The organism is Cellulomonas citrea (assembly GCF_009829685.1).
In the GTDB taxonomy this organism is placed as follows: domain Bacteria; phylum Actinomycetota; class Actinomycetes; order Actinomycetales; family Cellulomonadaceae; genus Cellulomonas; species Cellulomonas citrea.
Genome location: NZ_VWSD01000001.1, coordinates 11,045 through 31,977, shown reverse-complemented (window position 1 = coordinate 31,977; position 20,933 = coordinate 11,045). Strand labels below are relative to the sequence as shown.

The 20,933-nt window shown below is 70.9% G+C and carries 20 protein-coding genes; 18 read left to right on the top strand and 2 right to left on the bottom strand.

The genetic code is table 11. The features are described from left to right. The first annotated feature begins 55 nt into the window (after positions 1-55). The 12 genes from F2B26_RS00165 to gtfA all read left to right on the top strand — a co-directional run bounded on the left by F2B26_RS00165 (position 56) and on the right by gtfA (position 12,461). A complete protein-coding gene (locus F2B26_RS00165; RefSeq protein ID WP_235929407.1) occupies positions 56-1,663 on the top strand; it encodes an alpha-L-fucosidase in 1,608 nt (535 codons plus the stop codon). 259 nt (positions 1,664-1,922) lie between these two features. Then, complete coding sequence (locus F2B26_RS00160; protein ID WP_159805171.1) at positions 1,923-2,837, top strand: glycoside hydrolase family protein; 915 nt, start codon at positions 1,923-1,925, stop codon at positions 2,835-2,837. A gap of 126 nt (positions 2,838-2,963) precedes the next feature. Further along, positions 2,964-4,019 carry a LacI family DNA-binding transcriptional regulator gene (locus tag F2B26_RS00155; RefSeq protein ID WP_159805169.1) on the top strand — a complete coding sequence of 352 codons (1,056 nt, stop codon included), beginning with the start codon at positions 2,964-2,966 and terminating at the stop codon, positions 4,017-4,019. A gap of 192 nt (positions 4,020-4,211) precedes the next feature. After that, entirely contained in the window at positions 4,212-5,093 is an 882-nt protein-coding gene (locus tag F2B26_RS00150) for a glycoside hydrolase family 43 protein (protein WP_159805167.1), read from the top strand. A gap of 147 nt (positions 5,094-5,240) precedes the next feature. Then, positions 5,241-6,482 carry an ABC transporter substrate-binding protein gene (locus F2B26_RS00145; RefSeq protein WP_159805165.1) on the top strand — a complete coding sequence of 414 codons (1,242 nt, stop codon included), beginning with the start codon at positions 5,241-5,243 and terminating at the stop codon, positions 6,480-6,482. A gap of 83 nt (positions 6,483-6,565) precedes the next feature. Further along, on the top strand, positions 6,566-7,516 hold the full coding sequence (locus F2B26_RS00140; RefSeq protein WP_159805163.1) for a carbohydrate ABC transporter permease: 951 nt from the start codon (positions 6,566-6,568) through the stop codon (positions 7,514-7,516). 32 nt (positions 7,517-7,548) lie between these two features. Continuing rightward, on the top strand, positions 7,549-8,331 hold the full coding sequence (locus F2B26_RS00135) for a carbohydrate ABC transporter permease (RefSeq protein ID WP_235929400.1): 783 nt from the start codon (positions 7,549-7,551) through the stop codon (positions 8,329-8,331). A 114-nt stretch (positions 8,332-8,445) separates the two neighbouring features. Beyond that, the gene (locus F2B26_RS00130) at positions 8,446-8,988 is read left to right on the top strand and encodes a hypothetical protein (RefSeq protein ID WP_159805159.1); all 543 of its coding nucleotides are present in this window, start codon (positions 8,446-8,448) and stop codon (positions 8,986-8,988) included. A 49-nt stretch (positions 8,989-9,037) separates the two neighbouring features. Further along, a complete protein-coding gene (locus tag F2B26_RS00125) occupies positions 9,038-9,538 on the top strand; it encodes a hypothetical protein (protein ID WP_159805157.1) in 501 nt (166 codons plus the stop codon). Next, complete coding sequence (locus F2B26_RS00120; RefSeq protein ID WP_159805155.1) at positions 9,451-10,083, top strand: MerR family transcriptional regulator; 633 nt, start codon at positions 9,451-9,453, stop codon at positions 10,081-10,083. The genes F2B26_RS00125 and F2B26_RS00120 overlap by 88 nt, the downstream gene beginning before the upstream one ends. 9 nt (positions 10,084-10,092) lie before the next feature. Further along, positions 10,093-10,869, top strand: a complete 777-nt coding sequence (locus F2B26_RS00115; RefSeq protein WP_159805153.1) for a siderophore-interacting protein — start codon at positions 10,093-10,095, stop codon at positions 10,867-10,869. A 110-nt stretch (positions 10,870-10,979) separates the two neighbouring features. Beyond that, positions 10,980-12,461 carry a sucrose phosphorylase gene (gene gtfA, locus F2B26_RS00110; RefSeq protein WP_159805151.1) on the top strand — a complete coding sequence of 494 codons (1,482 nt, stop codon included), beginning with the start codon at positions 10,980-10,982 and terminating at the stop codon, positions 12,459-12,461. 6 nt (positions 12,462-12,467) lie between these two features. On the opposite strand, the gene F2B26_RS00105 is transcribed toward gtfA, so the two are convergent. Both F2B26_RS00105 and F2B26_RS00100 read right to left on the bottom strand, forming a co-directional pair. After that, positions 12,468-13,067 carry an HAAS signaling domain-containing protein gene (locus tag F2B26_RS00105; RefSeq protein WP_159805149.1) on the bottom strand — a complete coding sequence of 200 codons (600 nt, stop codon included), beginning with the start codon at positions 13,065-13,067 and terminating at the stop codon, positions 12,468-12,470. Next, positions 13,067-13,411: a PadR family transcriptional regulator gene (locus F2B26_RS00100; RefSeq protein WP_159805147.1), complete on the bottom strand. Its 345-nt coding sequence runs from the start codon at positions 13,409-13,411 to the stop codon at positions 13,067-13,069. Before F2B26_RS00100 ends, F2B26_RS00105 begins: the two co-directional genes overlap by 1 nt. A 177-nt stretch (positions 13,412-13,588) precedes the next feature. Here F2B26_RS00100 and F2B26_RS00095 point away from each other — a divergent pair, with 177 nt between their 5' ends. From F2B26_RS00095 to F2B26_RS00070, 6 genes are read left to right on the top strand one after another with little or no spacing between them, the layout of a single operon-like run. Beyond that, on the top strand, positions 13,589-15,283 hold the full coding sequence (locus F2B26_RS00095; RefSeq protein ID WP_159805145.1) for a glycoside hydrolase family 13 protein: 1,695 nt from the start codon (positions 13,589-13,591) through the stop codon (positions 15,281-15,283). Between the two features lie 41 nt (positions 15,284-15,324). Beyond that, positions 15,325-16,611, top strand: coding sequence for an ABC transporter substrate-binding protein (locus F2B26_RS00090; RefSeq protein ID WP_159805143.1), 1,287 nt, complete (start codon positions 15,325-15,327; stop codon positions 16,609-16,611). Beyond that, complete coding sequence (locus F2B26_RS00085) at positions 16,608-17,558, top strand: carbohydrate ABC transporter permease (protein ID WP_159805141.1); 951 nt, start codon at positions 16,608-16,610, stop codon at positions 17,556-17,558. The genes F2B26_RS00090 and F2B26_RS00085 overlap by 4 nt, the downstream gene beginning before the upstream one ends. After that, complete coding sequence (locus tag F2B26_RS00080; RefSeq protein WP_159805139.1) at positions 17,555-18,373, top strand: carbohydrate ABC transporter permease; 819 nt, start codon at positions 17,555-17,557, stop codon at positions 18,371-18,373. The genes F2B26_RS00085 and F2B26_RS00080 overlap by 4 nt, the downstream gene beginning before the upstream one ends. Position 18,374: 1 nt before the next feature. Continuing rightward, on the top strand, positions 18,375-19,796 hold the full coding sequence (locus F2B26_RS00075) for a glycoside hydrolase family 13 protein (RefSeq protein WP_159805137.1): 1,422 nt from the start codon (positions 18,375-18,377) through the stop codon (positions 19,794-19,796). Next, a complete protein-coding gene (locus F2B26_RS00070; protein WP_159805135.1) occupies positions 19,793-20,848 on the top strand; it encodes a LacI family DNA-binding transcriptional regulator in 1,056 nt (351 codons plus the stop codon). The genes F2B26_RS00075 and F2B26_RS00070 overlap by 4 nt, the downstream gene beginning before the upstream one ends. Positions 20,849-20,933 lie beyond the last annotated feature (85 nt).

Sequence of the window (20,933 nt, the reverse complement as noted above, 5' to 3'; positions counted from 1 at the left end):
CCCGCCGTCCGGGCGCCAGTGTCCCCTCAGAATGAGACGGTCTGACAGTTTCGGCGTGACGGCGTGCTTCCGCCAATCGCTCTTGATGTGGAATGGAGTCAATGTGGGTGAGGTCGTTCGGCGCGGTACCGAGTGGGCCGGGTTGCCGCCGGTGGTGGATGTGGCGGACAACTCGGCGGGGTTGTCCGCGGTGGACGCGGTGATTGCGTGCGGGCCGTTCGAGGACAGCTGGGAGTCTCTGACGGGTTACCGGCCACCTCTGTGGTACCTGGATGCGAAGTTCGGGATCTTCCTGCACTGGGGCGTGTACTCGGTGCCGGCTTTTCGGAGCGAGTGGTACTCGAGGTCGATGTATCTCGCGGGCACTCCGGAGTTCGAGCATCACGTGGCGACGTACGGACCTCAGAAGGAGTTCGGGTACAAGGACTTCATCCCGTCGTTCACGATGGAGCAGTTCGACCCTGATGCGTGGGCGGCGTTGTTCCGTCGTGCCGGCGCGCAGTTCGTGGTGCCGGTGGCGGAGCATCATGACGGGTTCGCGATGTATGAGACGGATCGGTCGCGGTGGAAGGCCACGGCGATGGGTCCGCAGCGGGATGTGCTGGGAGACCTGCTCGATGCCACGCGGCGTGCGTGGATGGTGGCGGGGGTGTCGTCGCACCGCGCGGAGCACTGGTTCTTCATGAATGGTGGCGCGCGGTTCGACTCCGATGTGCTGGACCCGGAGTTCGTGGACTTCTACGGTCCGGCTCAGCGCGAGGAGACAGCACCGAACGAGCAGTTCCTCGAGGACTGGTTGTTGCGGACGGTGGAGATCATCGATCGGTACCGGCCGCAGGTGCTGTGGTTCGACTGGTGGATCGAGCAGCCGGCCTTCGAGCCCTACGTGCGCAAGCTGGCGGCGTACTACTACAACCGTGCTGCTCAGTGGGGGCGTGAGGTCGTCATCAACTACAAGTGGACGGCGTTCGCTGACGGAAGTGCGGTGTTCGACGTCGAGCGGGGGTCGATCGCGGGGATCCGTCCGGAGGTGTGGCAGAACGACACGTCGGTGTCGCGCAGCTCGTGGTGCTGGGTCAAGGATCACGACTACAAGTCGGTGGCCGATCTGGTCGGCGAGCTGGTCGACGTCGTGGCGAAGAACGGGATCCTGCTGCTGAACGTGGGGCCGACCGCGCAGGGAACGATCCCGCCGGCCGAGCAGGAGATCCTGGAAGGGCTGGGGGCGTGGTTGTCGCGGAACGGGGAGGCGATCTACGGCACGCGTCCGTGGGTCGTGGCGGGGGAAGGGCCGACGGCGGTGGCCGTCGGGTCGTTCGTCGATCACGAAGCCGCGCCGTACACCTCGTCGGATCTGCGGTTCACCTCGCGCACGGACGTCACGGGGGACTACGTGTATGCGATCGTGCTGCGGCGGCCCGTCGACGGCGTGGCGCGGATCGAGTCGTTCGGGCGCGGTCGGGGGTTGCTGACCCGGGGGATCCGGGCGGTGAGCGTGCTCGGACAGGTGGACACGCCGCTCTGGCAGCACGACCATGCGGCACTGACCGTCGACCTGGGACCCCGACCTGAGGGCGGGACCCTCACCGACGTCGGCGTCGTGGTCAGGCTGTGGCTCGAACGTGAAGCGGTGCACGAGCGGACCGACTTCCTTCACGGCTGAAGGCGTCCCCGCAGGCCGATGATCGTGTCGCCGCCGACGACACGATCATCGGACTGCGGGTGCACCACGCCGACGGACTCTCACTCTTGTCCCCAGGGATCGCGCCCGGACGGCGCGCGTGCACCCGGTGACTTCCTGGGTGACTCTGTTCGGTGCGATGGGAGGGCTCGGCAAACAGCGACCCGCGGCCGATGCCCGTGGTTGTCGATGAACGTCGGCAATGACGTTAGGGAAATGTGGGCGAGGAAGGAACCATCAGATGTCAGAGCTCTTCCGTGACCCGATCCATGACGGTGCGACCGATCCGGTGATCGTTCCGGGCGGCACCGACGGGCTGTGGTGGCTCCTGTACACCAGCCGGCGGGCCGATGCCCCAGCGGGGCAGGGCGTGGCGTGGGTGCACGGCAGCGACATCGGTACGGCGTCGTCGTCCGACGGTGGCGCGACGTGGGTGTATCGCGGGGTGCTCGCCGGGCTGGAGCACGAGCCGGGGCGGAACACCTTCTGGGCCCCGGAGGTGGTCTGGGCCGAGGGCGAGTTCCACATGTACGTCAGCTACATCCGCGGGGTCCCGGACCGCTGGGCCGGCCATGAACGGCACATCCACCACTACACCAGCCCCGACCTGGTCTCGTGGACGCATCACGGCGACGTCCTGCCGCGGTACCCGCTCGTCATCGACGCCTGCGTCCACCCGTTGCCGGCCGGTGGGTACCGCATGTGGTTCAAGAACGAGGCCGACGGCAACAGCACCTGGGCCTCGGACAGCGCGGACCTGTACCACTGGGACGAGCCCAGGCCCGTGCTGCGCACCGAGGGCGGTCACGAGGGGCCGAACGTGTTCACCTTCCGCGGCCGGTACTGGATGGTGGTCGACTCGTGGGACGGGCAGCTGGCGTTCACCTCCGACGACCTGGAGACGTGGCGCCCGGCGGGTGTGCTGCTCGACGGCGCGTCCGGCCGCCCCGGTACGGACGACGAGGGGCCGGGTCTGCACGCCGACGTCCTGGTGCACGGTGACGAGGCCTACCTCACGTACTTCACGCACCCGCTCGGCGAGGACCGCCGCACGTGGGCGACCCGGCGGTCGACGATCCATGTCGCGGCGCTCGACGTGCGCGGCGACGCACTCGTGTGCGACCGCGCGGCGCAGACCCGGTTGAACCTGGGCTGAGCGGCCGTCCGGCAGCTGCTTGACAGTCCTCAACTTAGCGTTAAAGTAGTGCACGTTCAGCGACGAACCCGACCGTTTCGCAGGCATGACGCCTGCGGCGGCGGCGATGCAGGTCAGGGAGCAGACATGGTGGGACGGGTGACCATCGCCCAGGTGGCGGCCGAGGTCGGCGTGTCCGCGATGACCGTGTCGAACGTGCTCAACGACCGCCCCGGCGCCTCGGAGGAGACCCGCCGGCGCGTCCTGGAGGCGGCCGGCCGGCTCGGCTACGTCGTCAACTCCGCCGCCCGGTCGCTCAAGAACGGGCGCACCGGCCTCGTGGGGCTCATCACGCTGGACCTCACCGCGCAGTACACGCTGGAGATCATCCGGGGCGTCGCCGAGGAGCTCGCGGACGACGAGCTCGAGCTGCTCATCAACGCGTCCTACCACGACGCCGAGCGCGAGCAGGACCGGATTCGCAGCCTGTCCCGTGGTCAGGTCGACGGGCTGATCCTCGTCGCCCCGGTGCTGGAGCCGGCAACGCTGGACTTCCTGCGCGACAACCGCGTCCCGTGCGTGGTCATCGATCCCCGGCGGATCGACACGCCTCTGCCACGGGTGACGGTCGACAACTACGAGGGCATGCGGGCCGGCGTCGAGCACCTGATCGCGCTGGGCCACACCCGCATCGCCTTCCTGCGGGGCGACGACGAGCTGCAGAGCTCCGAGCTGCGGTTCCGCGGCTACTCGGACGCGCTCACCCTGGCCGGGTTCCAGGTCGACGAACGCCTGGTCAAAACCTGCAGCTTCTCCTACGACAGTGGCTTCCGCACCTCGACGTCGCTGCTCAGCGAGAACCCGACTGCCATCGCAGCCGGTGCGGACCTCATGGCCCTCGGTGCGATCGACGCCGCGCGCGCTGCGGGCCTGGACGTGCCCCGAGACCTGTCGGTGCTGGGCTTCGACGACCTGCCACAGGCCGGGCAGAGCTTCCCCGGCCTGACCACCGTGCGTCAGCCGTTGCACGACATGGGACTGCGCGGTGCCCGCGCGCTGCTGAGTCTGCTCGACGGCCAGAGCCTGGTCACCGACGACATCCGGCTTGCCACGTCCCTCGTGATCCGAGGCAGCACCGGACAGGCCGCCGACACCGACGCGAGCACCAACCGCTCCACCTCCGCGTCGCACGCCACGGGCTGACGGCCCCCTCCGCTCCGAACCGGTCCACCGGACAGAGTTCGCACAACTGCAGCCCGAATCGACGAACCCGCGCGGCGGTACGCACGCCGTCGTGCTGATCGTCCACGCCCTCATCCGGCCGCTCGTCCTCCCGGATGACACGCCCCGCACTCGATCGCTTGTCGACCACACATCCAGAATCCGGAGACCCGCATGTTCCTCATGTCGTACTTCACCGCTGACGACGAGAGCGTTCATCTCGCCGTCAGCGAGGACGGGCGACGATTCGTGCCCCTCAACGGCGGTCGACCGCTGCTGTCCAGCACGGTCGGGACAGGCCGGATCCGCGACCCGTTCATCGGGCTCGGACCTGACAGGAAGTTCCACCTGCTGGGCACCGACGGATGGAGCAGCACGTCGATCGTGCACGCCACGTCGAGCGACCTGTGGCACTGGGACCAGCCCGAGCTCCTGCCGGTGATGACGGACGTCCCCGGGGCCCAGAACGCGTGGGCGCCGGAGTTCTTCGTCGACGATGCGGGCCTGGTGCACATCATCTGGTCCTCGTGCGTGGACGGGCAGCTCGACGGCGCAGGACACGACTGGGAGCACAACCCGCAGGACCACCGGATCTGGCGCTGCCAGACCAGTGACTTCGCCAGCTTCTCGCCGTCCGCGATCTTCTTCGACCCCGGCTACTCGGTGATCGACGCCGCGGTCGTGCGCACCGACGGGCTGCTGCGGATGGCGTTCAAGGACGAGCGCGGGGAGAACGTCGCCCACAACCCGTTCAAACGCATCATGCTCACCAACGCGCTCGACCCTGGCGGGCCGTTCGACGGCCTCGTCGGGCCGATCGGCGACGACGCCGCCGAGGGCCCCACCCTGTACCGGGTCGACGACCAGTGGGTCCTGCTCTACGACCACTACCTCGCCGGCACCTACGGCGGGTCTGTCAGCACGGACTGGCAGACGTGGCACCCCCTGGAGGTGTCGGTGCCGCCGGGCACGCGCCACGCCTCGGTGCTCCAGCTGGACACCGTGCCGTCCTGGATCGGCGAGGACCCTGCTCTCGCCGACGTCCGATCCCCCTGACCTCACAGCTGGCGGCGCCCTCACCGCCGCACAGTCCGTGACGAGCACAACACCTCTCTGCCAACACCGACAAGGAGACCAGCAATGTCGCTGAACCAGCATGAATCCGACACCCCCCGTCGGGCCCCGGCAAGCCGCCGCAGGGTCATGGCCCTGAGCACCCTCGCGGTGGTGGCCCTGGCCCTGAGCGCGTGCAGCAGCAGCTCCGCGGGCTCCACGTCCTCGGCGAGCGCCGGGGTCGCCGAGTCCACGGTCAGCTTCTTCTCCTGGGACACCCAGGCGACGATGCAGCCGGTCATCGACGGGTTCGAGAAGGCCAACCCTGGCATCAAGGTCGACTTCAGTTACTCGCCGCCGGTGACCCAGTACGTCTCGACCCTGCAGACCCGCCTGCGCAGTGGCACGGCCGCCGACGTCTTCATCATCACCGCCGAGAACAAGCAGGACCTGATGGGCCAGAAGCTGGTGAAGGACCTCAGCAAGCAGCCCTTCATGTCCAACATTGCCAAGGCCGCGAAGGACACGTACACCAAGGACGGCGCCACCTACGGTGCCGCGATCGCCTCATGGGGTGGTGGGATCCTGTACAACAAGGACTTGCTGGCCAAGGCCGGCATCACCACCGAGCCGAAGACCTGGAGCGAGTTCCTTGCCGACGGCGCCACGCTCAAAGCCGCGGGCATCACGCCCTTCCTCGAGCCGGGCGACGGCATCACGGTGACCCTCGCGGCCCTGCTCGGGATCAAGAACCAGCAGCTCGGCGGATCGATGGATGCCGACATCTGGGCCAAGAAGCAGACCTTCGCCAGCACGTGGACCGACCCATTGACGACCTGGAGCCAGCTCTTCTCCACGGGCATGGAGACCCGCGCCGCGGCGGGCCTGACCGGTGACCAGGTCATGGCCGAGTTCGAGAAGGGCAACGTCGCCATGATCGGCACCGGATCCTGGGCGCTCGGCACGATCAAGACCGCCGCACCGAAGTTGAACGTGTCGTTCGCCGCCGTGCCGGGAACTGACGGCACGCTGTACTGGGTCGGCGCTGTCTCGCCGGGCTACGCGATCAACGCGAAGGCTCAGCACCCGGTGGCCGCGGAGAAGTTCGTCGAGTACCTCGCAAGCAAGGAAGGTGTCGCGCTCTACCAGAAGCAGACCCAGTCGATCACCACGACCGCCGACTTCACCCCGACCCTCGACCCGGCCCTGACGGAGATGGCCACGGCCGTGCGCGCGGGCCAGTTCTACCTGCCGCAGGTCTCGTGGCCCACGCACTCGGAGGTGCTCGGCCCCGAGGCCGCCGCGCAGATGCAGCAGCTGATCGCCGGGACCTCGACCCCGGCCAAGTTCGCGGCAGCGCTCGACGCGAAGCTCGCAAGCCTCGGGAGTTGACGCCGACGCCTCCGCGGCGGACCCAAGCGATCTGCCGCGGAGGCACCTCCCGTTTCACCTCGACCGAGAGAGGCACCCCTTCCATGGCCTTGTCGCTGTCACACTCGGCGGCCATCCCGCGAACGGCGCTCGCGGGTCGCCCACGCGCTCGTCGGCGCTTTGCCGCCTCGGGCGGCCCGTGGCTCTTCCTGGCCCCGATCATCGCGATCTTCGTGGTCCTGTATGCGATCCCCCTGGGCCAGAGCCTGTGGTTCAGCTTCACCGACGCCAACGGGTACACGACCGACATGCACTGGATCGGCTTTGCGAACTACGCCTCGGCGTTCAAAGACCCCGAGATGCTCTCCGCGCTGTGGTTCACCCTCGGCTACGCGGTCGTGACGACCGTCCTGGTCACCTGCCTGGCGATCCCGCTGGCGGTGGTCCTCAACACCCGCTTCTTCGGGCGTGACGTGGTCCGCTCGGTATTCTTCTTCCCCGCGGTGCCGAGCATCGCCGTGCTCGGCATGGTCTGGGGCTTCATCCTGAACCCGCTCGGCTCCGGGGTCCTCAACAGCGCGCTGCACGCTGTGGCCGGCATCGGCCCGGTGCCGTGGCTCTCCGACCCGCGCCTGGCCCAGATCTCGGTGATCGTCGTCGCCGTCTGGGCACAGACCGGCTGGCACGCCATCCTCTACCTCGCCTACCTCCAGTCGATCCCGAGCGACTACTACGACGCGGCCACCATCGACGGCGCCGGACGCGTCAGGATGTTCCGGTCGATCACGCTGCCCCTGCTGACCCCCGCGATCACGGTCAGCCAGCTGCTGCTGATGACCGGGGGACTGAAGGTCTACGACCTGCCATTCACCCTGACCCACGGTGGACCAGGCTTCGCCACCCGCACCGTCACCCAGTCGTTGATCGAGCAAGGAGTGGCCCAGGCCGACATCGGCAAGGCCTCAGCGCTGGCCGTCCTGTTCCTGCTTCTGGTCGGGGCCATCATCCTCGGTCAGATGACCATCAGCCGCCGTCTGGAGGCGCGATACACATGACTCGCACCCGTGGATGGCTGACGTCGGCCATCATGCTGATCATCGCCGCTGCGATGGCCGTGCCCTTTTACTACATCCTCGTCAACACCTTCAAGAGCCAGGACGAGACCGCCCGATCGCCTCTCGCGCTGCCCATCCACGCCACTCTGGCTCACTACGCTCAGGTCTTCGCCACCACCAACGTGGTCGGCTCGTTCCTCAACACCCTGTACGTCACGGTGTTCTCGGTCGCGCTCATGGTGCTCGTCGGCTCCATGGCCGCCTACGGCATGATCCTCGGCAAGACCAAGCTCACCGCAGCCGTCGGCGGCCTGCTCGCCGTGGCCTTCCTCGTCCCAGGGCAGGCCACACTCATCCCGATCTACCAGATGCTCGTCGACGCGCGACTGGTGGACTCCCTCAACGGGCTGGTCGTGATCTACAGCTGCGGCGCCATCTTCTGCTACTACCTGATCCTCGGGTACATGCGCACCGTGCCCGCCGAGGTGCTCGAAGCCGCGCGCATCGACGGCGCCGGCACCGGGCGGATCTTCTTCGCGATCGTGCTGCCCCTGATCCGGCCGATCCTCATCACGGTGAGCGTCTTCCAGACCATGTGGGTGTGGAACGACTTCATCACCCCCAACGTCTTCATCAGCACCCCGGCGAAGCAGACGCTCGTGCTGCTGGCCTACTCGGCCGTGGGGCAGTTCACCACCGACTGGCCGCTCTTCATGACGCTCACGGTGATCCTGCTCGTGCCCGTCGTCGTGTTCTTCCTGTTCATGCAGCGTTACATCGTCGACGGCCTCACCCAGGGCAGCGTCAAGGGGTGAGGGCGGCTCGCACCCCCGGCGGCCGTCCCTGGTTGCGCGGCTGACCTGGGCCGATCGGACGACGCGGCGCGGTCCGCGATCAGCAGGACCGCCCGCGCTGCCGAGTGAGCACGGGTGAGCAAGCGCATCGTCGGGGGCAGCGTCGTCGCAGGCATGGTGGTCCTTCTTCTCGTGCTGGGCGGGTGCAGCAAGCCGGGGCACGGGGAGTGGGACCCCTCGAGGCGCACGAGCGCGACCGCCAGCCAGGGGCGCTGCGACACGGTTCCGGGCGAGGGCGCGTCACCGGCGGCCCAGGCGTATGCGGCCGCCGTCAACGCCGCCTACCCCGCCTGGCAGGCCGTGGACGCGACGATCAGGAGCGAGGGTGGTGTCGCCCATCGCGACGACCTGCTCAGCCAGGTCAACGCCGACACCCCGTTCGTGGCCGCGCTGCAGTCGATCGACTTCCCGCCGGACGTCGCCCCGCTCGGCCAGGACCTCATCGCCGCGGTCCAGGCCTACGACAGCTTCCTCATGACGCCGTACACCACGGACGGCTACATGGCGGCGCACACCGACGACGACAAGCGGCTCAACGAGACCCGGGCGTCGAGCTCGCACGCGCTGCGCCAGGCGCTGGGGCTGCCGGCCTCCACCTGCACCGTGATCCGGCCCTGAGCCGGCACCGCCTTGACCTGTCTACGGGTGCACACCCGAGCGTGGGGTCATGCCCACCACACCGCAGCCCGTCGTCGCGCCGGCGCGACTCGTCGTCGACATCCCGCTCACGTTCACCGGCACACCGCAGGAGGTGTTCGCGCTGCTGTGCCCGGTCCGGGAGTACGACTGGATCCCTGACTGGTCGTGCAGCATGGTGCACAGCGACAGCGGTGCGGCCGAGCTGGGCTGCGTCTTCACGCGGGAGCGGGGCGAGACATGGGTCACCACGAGGTACGAGCCGCCGACCCGGATCGAGTACACGACCGTGCGCTCGGGGCTCAGCGTCCGGACGCTGCGGTTCGAGCTGAGCGCCGCCGGCCCGCGGACGACGACGGCGCGGCTGCGCACGACGTCGACCGCCCTGGGCCCGCAGGGGGTGCCGGACGTGCTCGGCTGGACGGCGGACGACCAGCGCCGGCTGTGGCGGCTGCGCGAGGCGCAGGCGAACCACTACCTGAGCACGGGCTGCTGCCTGGTGGACGAGCCGTCGGCGGACCCGAGGAGCTGACGGTCGGGCGGCTGGCCGCGCGGTTCGGCCTGTCCCGCACGGCGCTGCTCTACTACGACCGGATCGGGCTGCTGCGCCCGTCCGCGCGTTCGGCGGCCGGCTACCGGGTCTACGACGCACGCGACGTCGAGCGCCTCGCCACGATCTGCCGGTTGCGCCGGGTCGGGCTGCCGCTCGTCGAGATCGGCCGGGTGCTCGAGTCCGCGACACCGCAGCTCGTCGCGGCCCTGGCCGTCCGGCTCGGTGAGCTCGACGACCAGATCGCCGAGCTGCGCGCCCGGCAGCGCACGATCCTCGGGGCGCTCGCGGCCGGTCGCGAGGGGGAGCGCACCTGGTCGCTGGACAAGGAGTCCCTGGTCGCGCTGCTCGACGGGGCCGGGATCGGCGCCGACCGCCAGCAGGCCTGGCACGCCGCCGCGGAGGGCGCCGACCCCGACCTGCACCAGCGCCTGCTGGAGTCGCTCGACCTGCCGGCCGACGAGGTGGCCCGGATCAGGGCGCTCGCGGCCTCGGCGGCGCTGCGCCACCGGACACCGGCGACGTAGGTTCGACTCATGCCGCCCCGTGACCGTCCGCCGCCCCGGCGCGCCACCGTCGTCGCCCGCTCCTGGCTCACGCCGTCGATGGTCCGGCTGGTGCTCGGCGGGCCCGGTCTGCACGACTTCCCGGTCAACGGCTTCGCCGACCAGTACGTCAAGCTCGTGTTCGACCGGCCCGACGCCGACCGGCCGGCGATGCGCACCTACACCGTGCGGGCCTGGGACGAGGCCGCGCACGAGCTCACCCTCGACGTCGTCGTGCACGGCAGCGGCCTGGCCGGCCCGTGGGTGCGCGACGCCCGGCCGGGGGACGAGGTGCTGGTCGCCGGCCCCGGTGGCGGGTACCTCCCGGACCCGGCCGCCGACTGGCAGCTGCTCGTCGCCGACGAGAGCGCCCTGCCGGCCGTCGCGGTCATCCTCGAGGCGTTGCCGGCTGACGCCGTGGCCCGGGTGCTCGTCGAGGTCGACGGACCGGCGGACGAGGTGCCGCTGGTCGCACCGGCGCACGCCCAGGTGGTGTGGGTGCACCGGGACGGGGCCCCGCGCGGCGAACGCCTGGTCGCGGCGGTGACCGGGCTGGACTTCCCCGCCGGGACGCCGCAGGTCTTCCTGCACGGGGAGGCCGGTGCGGTGCGGACGCTGCGCCGGCACCTGCTGCTCGACCGCGGCGTGCCGCGCGAGCGAGCGGCCTCGGTCTCGGGCTACTGGCGGCTCGGTCGGGACGACGAGACCTGGCGCGCCGAGAAGCCGGTCTGGAAGCGTGAGGTCGAGGCGGACGTCCCCGCCACCTGACGGCGGGCGGCCCGTCCTCGTCGGGCGGTAGCGTGCCTGGCACGGGCCTGACGCGACGCCGCGCCCGCCCCTGCCGCCGCAGGTGACCCACGCCCGGAACGGAGCGCCTGATGCGCAACGAGGTCACGCTCATCGCCTACGCCGACCGCCTCGCCGGCACCCTCGCCGGGGTGCGCGACGTGCTGGCCGGCCCGTTCGCGGGCGCCTTCGGCGGGGTGCACGTGCTGCCGTTCTTCACCCCGTACGACGGTGCGGACGCCGGGTTCGACCCGGTGGACCACACGAGCGTCGACCCGCGGCTGGGGGACTGGGGCTCGGTGCGGGCGCTCGCGGACGATGTCGAGGTGACGGTCGACGTCATCGTCAACCACGTCTCGGCACGCAGCGCGCAGTTCCAGGACGCCCAGGCACGGGGTGCCGCCTCGCCGTACGCGGACATGTTCCTCACATTCGGCTCGGTGTTCCCGGACGGGGCCACCGAGGAAGACCTGCTGCGGATCTACCGGCCGCGGCCCGGGCTGCCGTTCACGTCGTTCCGGATGGGGCAGGGGCGGCGGTTCGTGTGGACCACGTTCACGTCCGAGCAGGTCGACATCGACGTGCACTCGGCCGCGGGCGCGGCCTACCTGCGCAGCGTGCTCGACGCGCTGGCCGCGGCGGGGGTCTCGATGATCCGGCTGGACGCAGCGGGCTATGCGGTCAAGACGCCGGGCACCTCGTGCTTCATGACGCCCGAGACGTTCGCGTTCATCGACGAGCTCACCGGCCAGGCGCACGCCCGCGGGCTCGAGGTGCTCGTCGAGGTGCACTCGTACTTCCAGCGGCAGGTCGAGATCGCCCGGCAGGTGGACCGGGTCTACGACTTCGCGCTGCCGCCCCTCGTGCTGCACGCCGCGGCGAGCGGTGACCACGCCCCGCTCGTGCACTGGTTGGGCATCCGCCCCGCCAACGCGGTCACGGTGCTGGACACGCACGACGGCATCGGGATCGTCGACGTCGGCCCGGACCCGCAGACCGGCGAGGCGGGGCTGCTGACCGCCGACCAGCTCGACGCGCTCGTCGAGTCGATCCACGAGGCCAGCGGCGGGCGCAGTCGCGCGGCGACCGGGGCTGCGGCCTCCAACCTGGACATCTACCAGGTGAACTGCACCTTCTACGACGCGCTGGGTGCGCACGACGCCCGCTACCTGGCGGCCCGCGCCGTCCAGCTGTTCTGCCCGGGGATCCCGCAGGTCTACTACGTGGGGGCGCTGGCCGGCCGCAACGACATGGAGCTGCTGGCCCGCTCCGGCGTGGGGCGCGACATCAACCGGCACCGCTACTCCGGGCCCGAGCTGACCGCCGAGCTGGCCCGTCCGGTGGTCGCGGGTCTGCTCGCGCTGTGCCGGTTCCGCAACGCGCACCCGGCCTTCGGCGGCGAGTTCGAGGTGCTGCCCGCCGAGCGGGGGCTGCACCTGGTCTGGACGTCGGGGGAGCAGCGCGCGGAGCTCGTCACGGAGCTGGACACCGGGGCCACCGTGCTGCGCTGGACCGCGGCGGACGGTGTGCACGAGACCCGCGACCTGGTCACCGACCCGCCGGTGGTCGGCTGAGGGGGCTCAGCCTCGGGTCGGACGCGGCCGACGGCTCACCCGGACGGCCAGCACGACGGCCACCACCACCCAGCCGAGCGGGACCAGCAGGATGAGCCAGGGGAACAGGAACGTGCTCGGCATGAGGACCGACGGCGACTCGACGGACGGGTCGGTGGCGGTGCCGAGGCGCATGGCCCCCCACAGGAGCAGCGGGACGAGGACGTAGGCGAGCGTGCCGCCGACCTTCCACGCGCGGTGCCACAGCGGTGAGACGAGGAAGAGCACGAGCCCCAGCACCATCGCGAGCCAGCCGAACGGCGGCACGAACCCCAGCGCCATGAGGCCGACGACCACCCACGGCAGACCGGCCCGGGCGAGCAGCGGGGTGGCCGGTGGGGTCGCGGGCAGCACGTCGGCGGCGATCTGCTCGGCCGGGCCGAGATCGGCCAGCACCTGGCGCACCTGGGCCTCGGTGGGCTCCGGGCCCAGCTCGGCGAACGCCTCGTCGAGATGCTCGCGGACCTGGGCGAGCACCTCGGCCCGCTGCACGGGCGGCGCGGGTGTGAGCATGCGGCCCAGGTCGTCGAGGTAGCGGGTCGCGGCCCGTTCGGCTGCCGGTTCCATCAGATCTCTCCCCTGGTGAGTGCGGTGTCGACGGCGTCCCGGAACGGTCCCCAGATCCGGGTGAACTCGGCGAGGGCGTGCTCGCCGTCGGCGGTGAGCCGGTAGTAGCGGCGCGGCGGCCCGGTGGGGGACTCCTGCCAGGTGGTCTGGACCCAGCCGGACTTCCGCAGCCGGCCGAGCAGCGGGTAGAGCGTCCCCTCGCCGCCCATGAGGACGCCGTCGCGGCTCAGGCTGCGCGCGATGTCCAGGCCGTACCGCGGCCCGGCGCCGAGCGCGGCGAGCACGCAGTACTCGAGCGCACCGCGGCGCAGGTTCGCCAGGATGGCGCTGTCGCCCGGTACCATGCGACGCACTATAGCCGTCCGGCCTCGGCGCGACGACCGGTTCGTGACCCCCGTGCGACCCGTCCTCGTCGGGCTGCGCCGCGCGCTGCCACGGGGGGCTTGACAGCCCTCCGTTTCCCCGCCAGTATTTCGGTCAACTAAACAGTTAACCCCGGCGACGATGGCGGTGCAGCAACGGTGACGAACGACTCCTGGTGGTCCGACGCGGTCGTGTACCAGGTCTACCTGCGCTCGTTCGCCGACGGCGACGGCGACGGCGTGGGCGACCTGGCCGGGCTGCGCACCCGCCTCGGGCACCTCGTCGACCTGGGCGTCGACGCGCTGTGGCTCAACCCCTGCTACGTCTCCCCGCAGCGCGACCACGGCTACGACATCGCCGACTACTTCGCGATCGACCCGACCTACGGCACCACCGACGACCTCGTCGACCTGGTCGCCGAGGCCCACCGTCGCGGTCTGCGGGTGCTGCTCGACCTGGTCCCCAACCACTGCTCCACCGAGCACCCGTGGTTCCGCGAGGCGCTCGGCGCCCCCGTCGGGTCCCAGCAGCGCGAACGGTTCGTGCTCCGCGACGGGCGCGGCCCCGGTGGGGCCCTGCCGCCGAACAACTGGCAGTCCGTCTTCGGCGGCCCGGCCTGGACGCGCCTCGCCGACGGCCAGTGGTACCTGCACTCCTTCGACGCCAGCCAGCCCGACTTCAACTGGCGCGACGCCAGCGTGCGCGCCTACTTCGAGGACGTGCTGCGGTTCTGGTTCGGGCTCGGCGTCGACGGGTTCCGCATCGACGTGGCGCACGGGCTCGTCGTCGCCGAGCACCTGCCCGACCTGCCCGCCGACGGCGCGGTCGACCGGCACCCCATGTGGGACCAGCCCGAGGTGCACGAGATCTACCGCACGTGGCGGCGCATCGCGCAGGAGTACCGCCCCGACCCCAAGTACTTCATCGGGGAGCTGTGGGTGGACGGCACCGAGCGGCTGCGGCCCTACCTGGCCCCCGACGAGCTGCACCAGGCGTTCTGCTTCGACCTGCTCGTCCAGCCCTGGGACGCGGACCGGCTGGCCGGCGCTGTGCGGTCCGGCCTGGCCACGGCGGACGAACTGGGCGCACCCGCCGCCTGGACCCTCAACAACCATGACGTGCACCGCGTCGTCAGCCGGTACGGGCAGGTCCAGGACCTGTCCGCCCCCGACCCGCAGGACCTGCTCGCCGCGGCCCGGCGCACCGGCCCGGTGGACCTGGCCGTCGGTGCCGCGCGCGCCCGGGCCGCCGTCATGCTGCTGCTCGCCCTGCCCGGCAGCGTCTACCTCTACCAGGGGGAGGAGCTCGGCCTGCCCGAGGTGCTCGACCTGCCCGACGACGTGCGGCAGGACCCGATCTGGGTGCGCTCGGGCGGGCGTGAGCTCGGCCGCGACGGGTGCCGGGTGCCGCTGCCGTGGCGTGCCGACGCCCCGCGGCTCGGGTTCAGCGACCCGACCGGGGCGGCCCCCTGGCTACCGGCCCCGGACTGGTTCGCGGGGTACGCGGTCGACCGGCAGGCGCGCGACGACGGCTCGTTCCTCGCGCTCTACCGCCGGCTGGTGCGCGGCCGACGTGAGGTGTTCGCCCCCGGCGCACCGCTGCGCTGGGTCGACCACCCCGACCCCGCCGTGCTCGCCTTCACCCGGGGGGCGGGCCTGTGCCTGGTCAACGTCGGCGGCGATGACCTGCCGCTGGCACCGGAGCTCGAGCAGGCGGTCGTCGCCCGGTCGGGTACGGCCGGTGGCCTGGTGCGCGACAGCGCGGTCTGGATCGACACGGCACGGGTGCCCGGTGGGCTCCGGTCGGTCGCATGGGACGTCCCGTCGGGCGCAGGGGCGCCGGCGAGGGCTTGACAGAGCAGTCACAGTCACCGTCAGAGAACAAGGGAGCAACGATGCACCGCAGGACACGATGGTTCTCCGTGGCGGCCGGCCTGGCCGTCGGCGCGCTCGCACTGGCGGGCTGCTCGTCGGGCGCGAGCTCGGGCGGCGGCACGGCCGCAGGCAAGGACGTCAAGGTCGAGATCTGGAACTACTGGGACGGCGCCAACGCCGACGCCTTCGACGCGATGGTGAAGGCCTACGACGAGCAGACCGACGGCGTGACGATCACCACCGCGACGATCCCGAACGCCGACTTCCTCACGAAGCTGCGCGCCTCGGCGTCGTCCACGACGCTGCCCACCATCGCGATCGGCGACCTGGTGTGGGTGCCGCAGATCAACCAGATCGGCACCCTCGCCGACCTCAAGGGCCTGCTGCCGTCCCAGGTGCTGTCCGACGTCAACCCGGCGCTCGTCTCGTTCGGCTCGATCGACGGCAAGCAGGTCTCGGTGCCGGTCTCGGCCAACAACCTGGCGTTCATGTACAACCGGACGCTCTACACCCAGGCCGGGCTGGACCCGGACAAGCCGCCGACGACGTGGGACCAGGTGCTGAGCACCGGCAAGACGATCCTGGAGAAGACCGGCAAGCCCGGCTACGAGCTGTTCACCCAGGCCGGCGACTCCGGTGAGGGCCTCACCTGGAACTTCCAGGTGAACCTGTGGCAGGCCGGCGGGCAGTTCCTCACCCCGGACAACAAGGCCGCGGCGTTCAACACCCCCGCCGGCAAGAAGGCGCTGCAGTACTGGGTCGACCTCATCAAGTCCGGCGTGAGCCCCTACGCCGCGTGGGGCGCGTTCGAGAAGGGCGAGGCCGCCGCGGCCCAGGAGGGGTCGTGGATGGTCGGGATCTGGGCGCCCGACCCGCCGTTCGACTTCGGGGTCGCCAAGGTCCCGGCCCCGGCCGACGGCGTCGCCGCCACCAACCTCGGCGGTGAGCAGGCCATGGTCTTCGCCAACGACGAGGCGAGCACGAAGGCGGCCGCCGACTTCCTCGCCTGGTTCCTGCAGCCCGCCCAGGTGACGTCCTGGAGCGAGAAGACCGGGATGCTGCCCGTCACCACGTCGGTCGCCACGAGCGCCGACTACCTCGGCTGGGTGGACAAGGAGCAGCCCCGGCTGCGCCCCTACGTCGAGCAGATGGCCGATGCGCACGCCCGGCCCAACACCCCGCTGTACCCGGCCATCTCGTTGGCCTTCGCCCAGCAGATCGAGAAGGCGCTGGCCGGCGAGGTCGGGGTCGACGAGGCGCTGGCCAACGCGGAGAAGGCCGTCAACCAGGTGATCGCACAAGGATGACCGTGACCACCACCCCCGGTGGACGGACCCGCCCCGCGCCCGACCAGGCGCGGGGCGGGCTCCGGCCCCGTCGCTACGACCGCGAGGAGGTCGTGACCGCCGCGCTCTTCGTGGCGCCGGCGCTCGTCGTGCTCGCGGTCTTCGTGCTCTACCCGATCGTCTCGGCCGCCCGCACGAGCCTCACGTCGTGGAACGGCTACAGCCCGACCAAACCGTTCGTCGGCCTGGCCAACTACGTCGCGCTGGCGCACGACCCGGCGCTGTGGAACTCCCTGGGCGTCACCCTGCTGTACGCCGCCGGGGTGAGCGTGCTCGGCGTGGTCAGCGGGCTGGCGGTGGCGCTGCTGCTGGACGCCCCGATCCGCGGCCGCGGGTTCTACCGGGGGCTGTACTTCCTGCCGACCGTGACCTCCTCGGTCGCGGCGGCGATCGTCTGGCGGTACCTGTTCGACCCGTCGGGGTACGTCAACGGGCTGCTCGAACGGGTCGGTGTCGCGGGGCCCGACTGGCTGGGGAACCGCTGGTGGGCGCTCGTGCTGCTCACCTCGCTCACCGTGTGGAAGAGCCTCGGCTTCAACGTCGTGCTCTACCTCACCGGGCTGCAGGCGCTGCCGACCTCCGTGTTCGAGGCCGCCCAGCTCGACGGTGCCGGGACCTGGCAGCGGATCCGCCTCATCACGGTGCCGCTGCTGCGGCCCATCACGTTCTTCGTCGTGGTGCAGGCGCTCATCACCACGTTCCAGTCCTTCGACCTGGTCTATGTCCTCACCGGCGGCGGGCCGCGCGGGGGGACCGAGGTGCTCGGCATGTTCATGTACCGCGAGGCGTTCCGGCTCGGCCACTTCGGCTACGGCACCGCGATCGCCTTCACCACGCTGTTCCTGGTGCTCGGGGTGACGCTCGTGCAGTGGCGGGCCTCCGGGTCGGGGAGGTCGAGCCTGCGATGAGCCGCCGCACCGCCACCCTCGCCCGGCACGCCGTGCTCCTCGCCGGGTCGGTCACCGTCGTGGTCCCGTTCCTGTGGATGGTCACGACATCGCTGCAGACCCGGGCGCAGACGTACACGAGCACGAGCGTGCTGCCCACGTCGTGGCACTGGGAGAACTACGCGCACGCGTGGGCCGCGGCGCCGTTCGGCCGCTACTACCTCAACAGCCTCGTGATGGCTGCCGGGATCGTGCTCGGGCACCTCGTGCTCGACGCGCTCGCGGCGTACGCCTTCGCGCGGTTCCGCTTCCCGGCACGCGACCCGCTGTTCGTGCTCCTGCTGGCGATGCTGCTGGTGCCGACCTTCGTCACCGTCATCCCGGCGTACTCGCTGGTCGCGGGCTTCGGCTGGATCGACACCTACGCCGGGCTCATCGTGCCGCGGCTGGCCGACGTGTTCGGCATCATCCTGCTGCGCCAGTACTTCGCGGGCATCCCGCAGGAGCTGGAGGACGCGGCACGCATCGACGGGTGCTCGCGTGCCGGCACGTTCGTCCGGATCATGGTGCCGTTGTCGACCCCGGCCTTCGCGACGCTGGCGATCTTCAGCTTCCTGTTCGCCTGGAACGACTTCCTGTGGCCGCTGCTGGTCACCAACTCCGACGAGATGCGCACCATCCAGATCGGCCTGGCCTCGTTCGAGGGCCGGTACGGGACCTCCTGGAACTACCTCATGGCGGGCACCGTGATGGCCACGCTGCCGGCGATGGTGGTGTTCATGGCGTTCCAGCGGCTGCTCATCCGGGGCATCGCGATGACGGGACTGAAGGACTGAGATGACGGACACCACCTGGAACGCACCTGCCTGGCTGGCCGACGCGGTCTTCTACCAGGTCTTCCCCGAGCGGTTCGCCAACGGGGACCGCACGCTCGACCCGCCCGACGTCGAGCCCTGGGGCGGTGAGCCGACGAGGGACAACTTCTTCGGCGGCGACCTGGCGGGCATCGTCGAGCACCTCGACCACCTCGTGGAGCTGGGCGTCACCGCGCTCTACCTCACGCCGATCTTCGAGGCGCAGACCAACCACCGGTACGACGCGGTCGACTACTTCACGGTCGACCACCGGCTGGGCGACCTGGCGGCGTTCCGGCGGTTCGTCGCCGCGGCCCACGAGCGCGGGTTGCGGGTCGTGCTCGACGCGGTGCTCAACCACTGCGGGATCGGCCACCACGCGTTCGCCGACGTGATCGAGCACGAGGCCGCCTCGCCGTACGTGAACTGGTTCTCGGTCGCGGACTTCCCGGTGACCTCGCACCCGGAGCCCAACTACAAGACCTGCTCGGGCTGCTGGTACCTGCCCAAGTGGAACGCGTTCAACCCGCAGGTGCGCGAGCACCACCTCGAGGTGGCCCGGCACTGGATCGCCGAGGGCATCGACGGCTGGCGGCTCGACGTGCCCTACTACGTGCCGATGCCGTTCTGGCGGCGGTTCCGCGAGACGGTCAAGGGCATCGACCCGGAGCTCTACATCGTGGCCGAGGAGTGGCGCGAGCCCGAGCAGTGGTTGGCCGGGGACACCGCCGACGGGACGATGAACTACACCTTCCGCGACCTCGTGCTGGGCTTCACCGCCGACCGTTCCCTGGACGCACCCGCGGTGGCCGCCGGGCTCACCACGTTGTGGGACCGGGTGCCGGCCCCTGCCCGCCCCGCCATGCTCAACCTGCTGGGCAGCCACGACACCGAGCGGGTGCTCACCCGGCACGGCGGCGACCGGGCGGCAGCCCTGCTGGCCTACGCGCTGCTGTTCGGGGCGCAGGGGGCGCCGATGGTCTACTACGGCGACGAGGTCGGGATGGTCGGCGAGAACGACCCGGGCTGCCGTGCGCCGATGGTGTGGGAGCGCGAGCGCTGGGACGGTGAGCTGTACGCCGCCGTGCGCGGGCTCGCGGCGGCCCGGCGGGCGAACGAGGCGCTGCGACGCGGTGAGCAGCGCGTGGTGGCGCTCGGCCCCGACGGGCTGGCCCTCGTCCGGCAGGACGGTCCGCAGCTGGCGCTGGTCGTGGTCAACCGGGGGAGCGGTGACCTCGACGTCGACCTCGACGCGCTCGTCGGCCGCGCGCCCGGCACGTCGTGGCAGGTGCTGCACGGGCGGGTCGGCGGTGACCCGTCGAAGGTGGCCGGTAGCCTTCGGGTCGGCCCCGCCGACGCCGTCGTGCTGGCGGCGGGGGAGACAGCGGGAGGCCGCGGGGCATGAGACAGCGGCGAGTGACGATGCAGGACGTCGCGGATGCGGCGCACGTGTCGAAGACCGCGGTCTCGTTCGCGTTCAACGACAGCTCCCGGCTGTCGGAGGCCACGCTGCGGCACGTCCTGGCCGTCGCCGAGGAGCTCGGCTACGCGCAGGACCCGGCGGCCCGGATGCTGCGCACCCGGCGCACGAGCAGCCTCGGGCTGCTGCTGCCCCAGCAGCTCGACCTGGTGCTCACCAACCCGTACTACACGCAGTTCCTGCAAGGGGTCGGGCAGACCTGCCACCAGGAGGGCTACACGCTGCTGCTGGCCCCGCCGCTGCGCGGGTCGATGCTCAAGGCCATCCCCTACGCGGCGGTCGACGGGTTCATCGTGAGCGGGTTGGAGACCGACCGCGGCGAGGTGAGTGCGCTGCGCCAGCGCAAGATCCCGTTCGTGCTGGTCGACAGCGAACCGGTGGAGGGCGTCTCCTCGATCGAGATCGACGACGCCGAGGCGGTGCAGTCCCTCGTCGAGCACCTGCTCGACCTGGGGCACCGGCGGATCGGCGTGCTGGCGATCGACACCGGGGTCGACGTCGAGTGGCGGCAGTGGCACGGCCCGGTCAAGCGCCGGCTGCTGGGCGTCGAGGCGGCGCTGGCCACCCGCGGGCTCAGCCTGGACGACCCGCAGGTGCAGGTGCGGCAGGTGCCGTGCACGCGCGGCGGCGGTGAGCAGGGCTTCGAGCAGCTGTGGGCCGACCCCGCGAACCGGCCGACGGCCGTGGTGTGCTTCAGCGACGTGATCGCGATGGGGGTGCTCACCGCCGCCGAGCGGCACGGCGTGCACGTGCCGACCGATCTGTCGGTCACCGGGTTCGACGACCTGGCCGAGGCGGAGAACACCCGGCCCGGCCTCACCACGGTGCGTCAGCCGATCGAGACCAAGGGGCGTCTGGCCGCGGACTATCTGGTCGAGGCGATCACGGCCGACCAGCAGACCCCGACGGCCCGTCAGATGCGGCTGCCCACCGTGCTGCTGCTGCGCGGCTCGACGGCGCCGCCGCCCCCGGCCTGACCGGGGCCGGCGGGACCTGCTGAAATTTCAGTGGTGCGATCGTGGGTCGCTCTGCAGGTCAGGGCGCTGCGGCTCATGCCTGTTC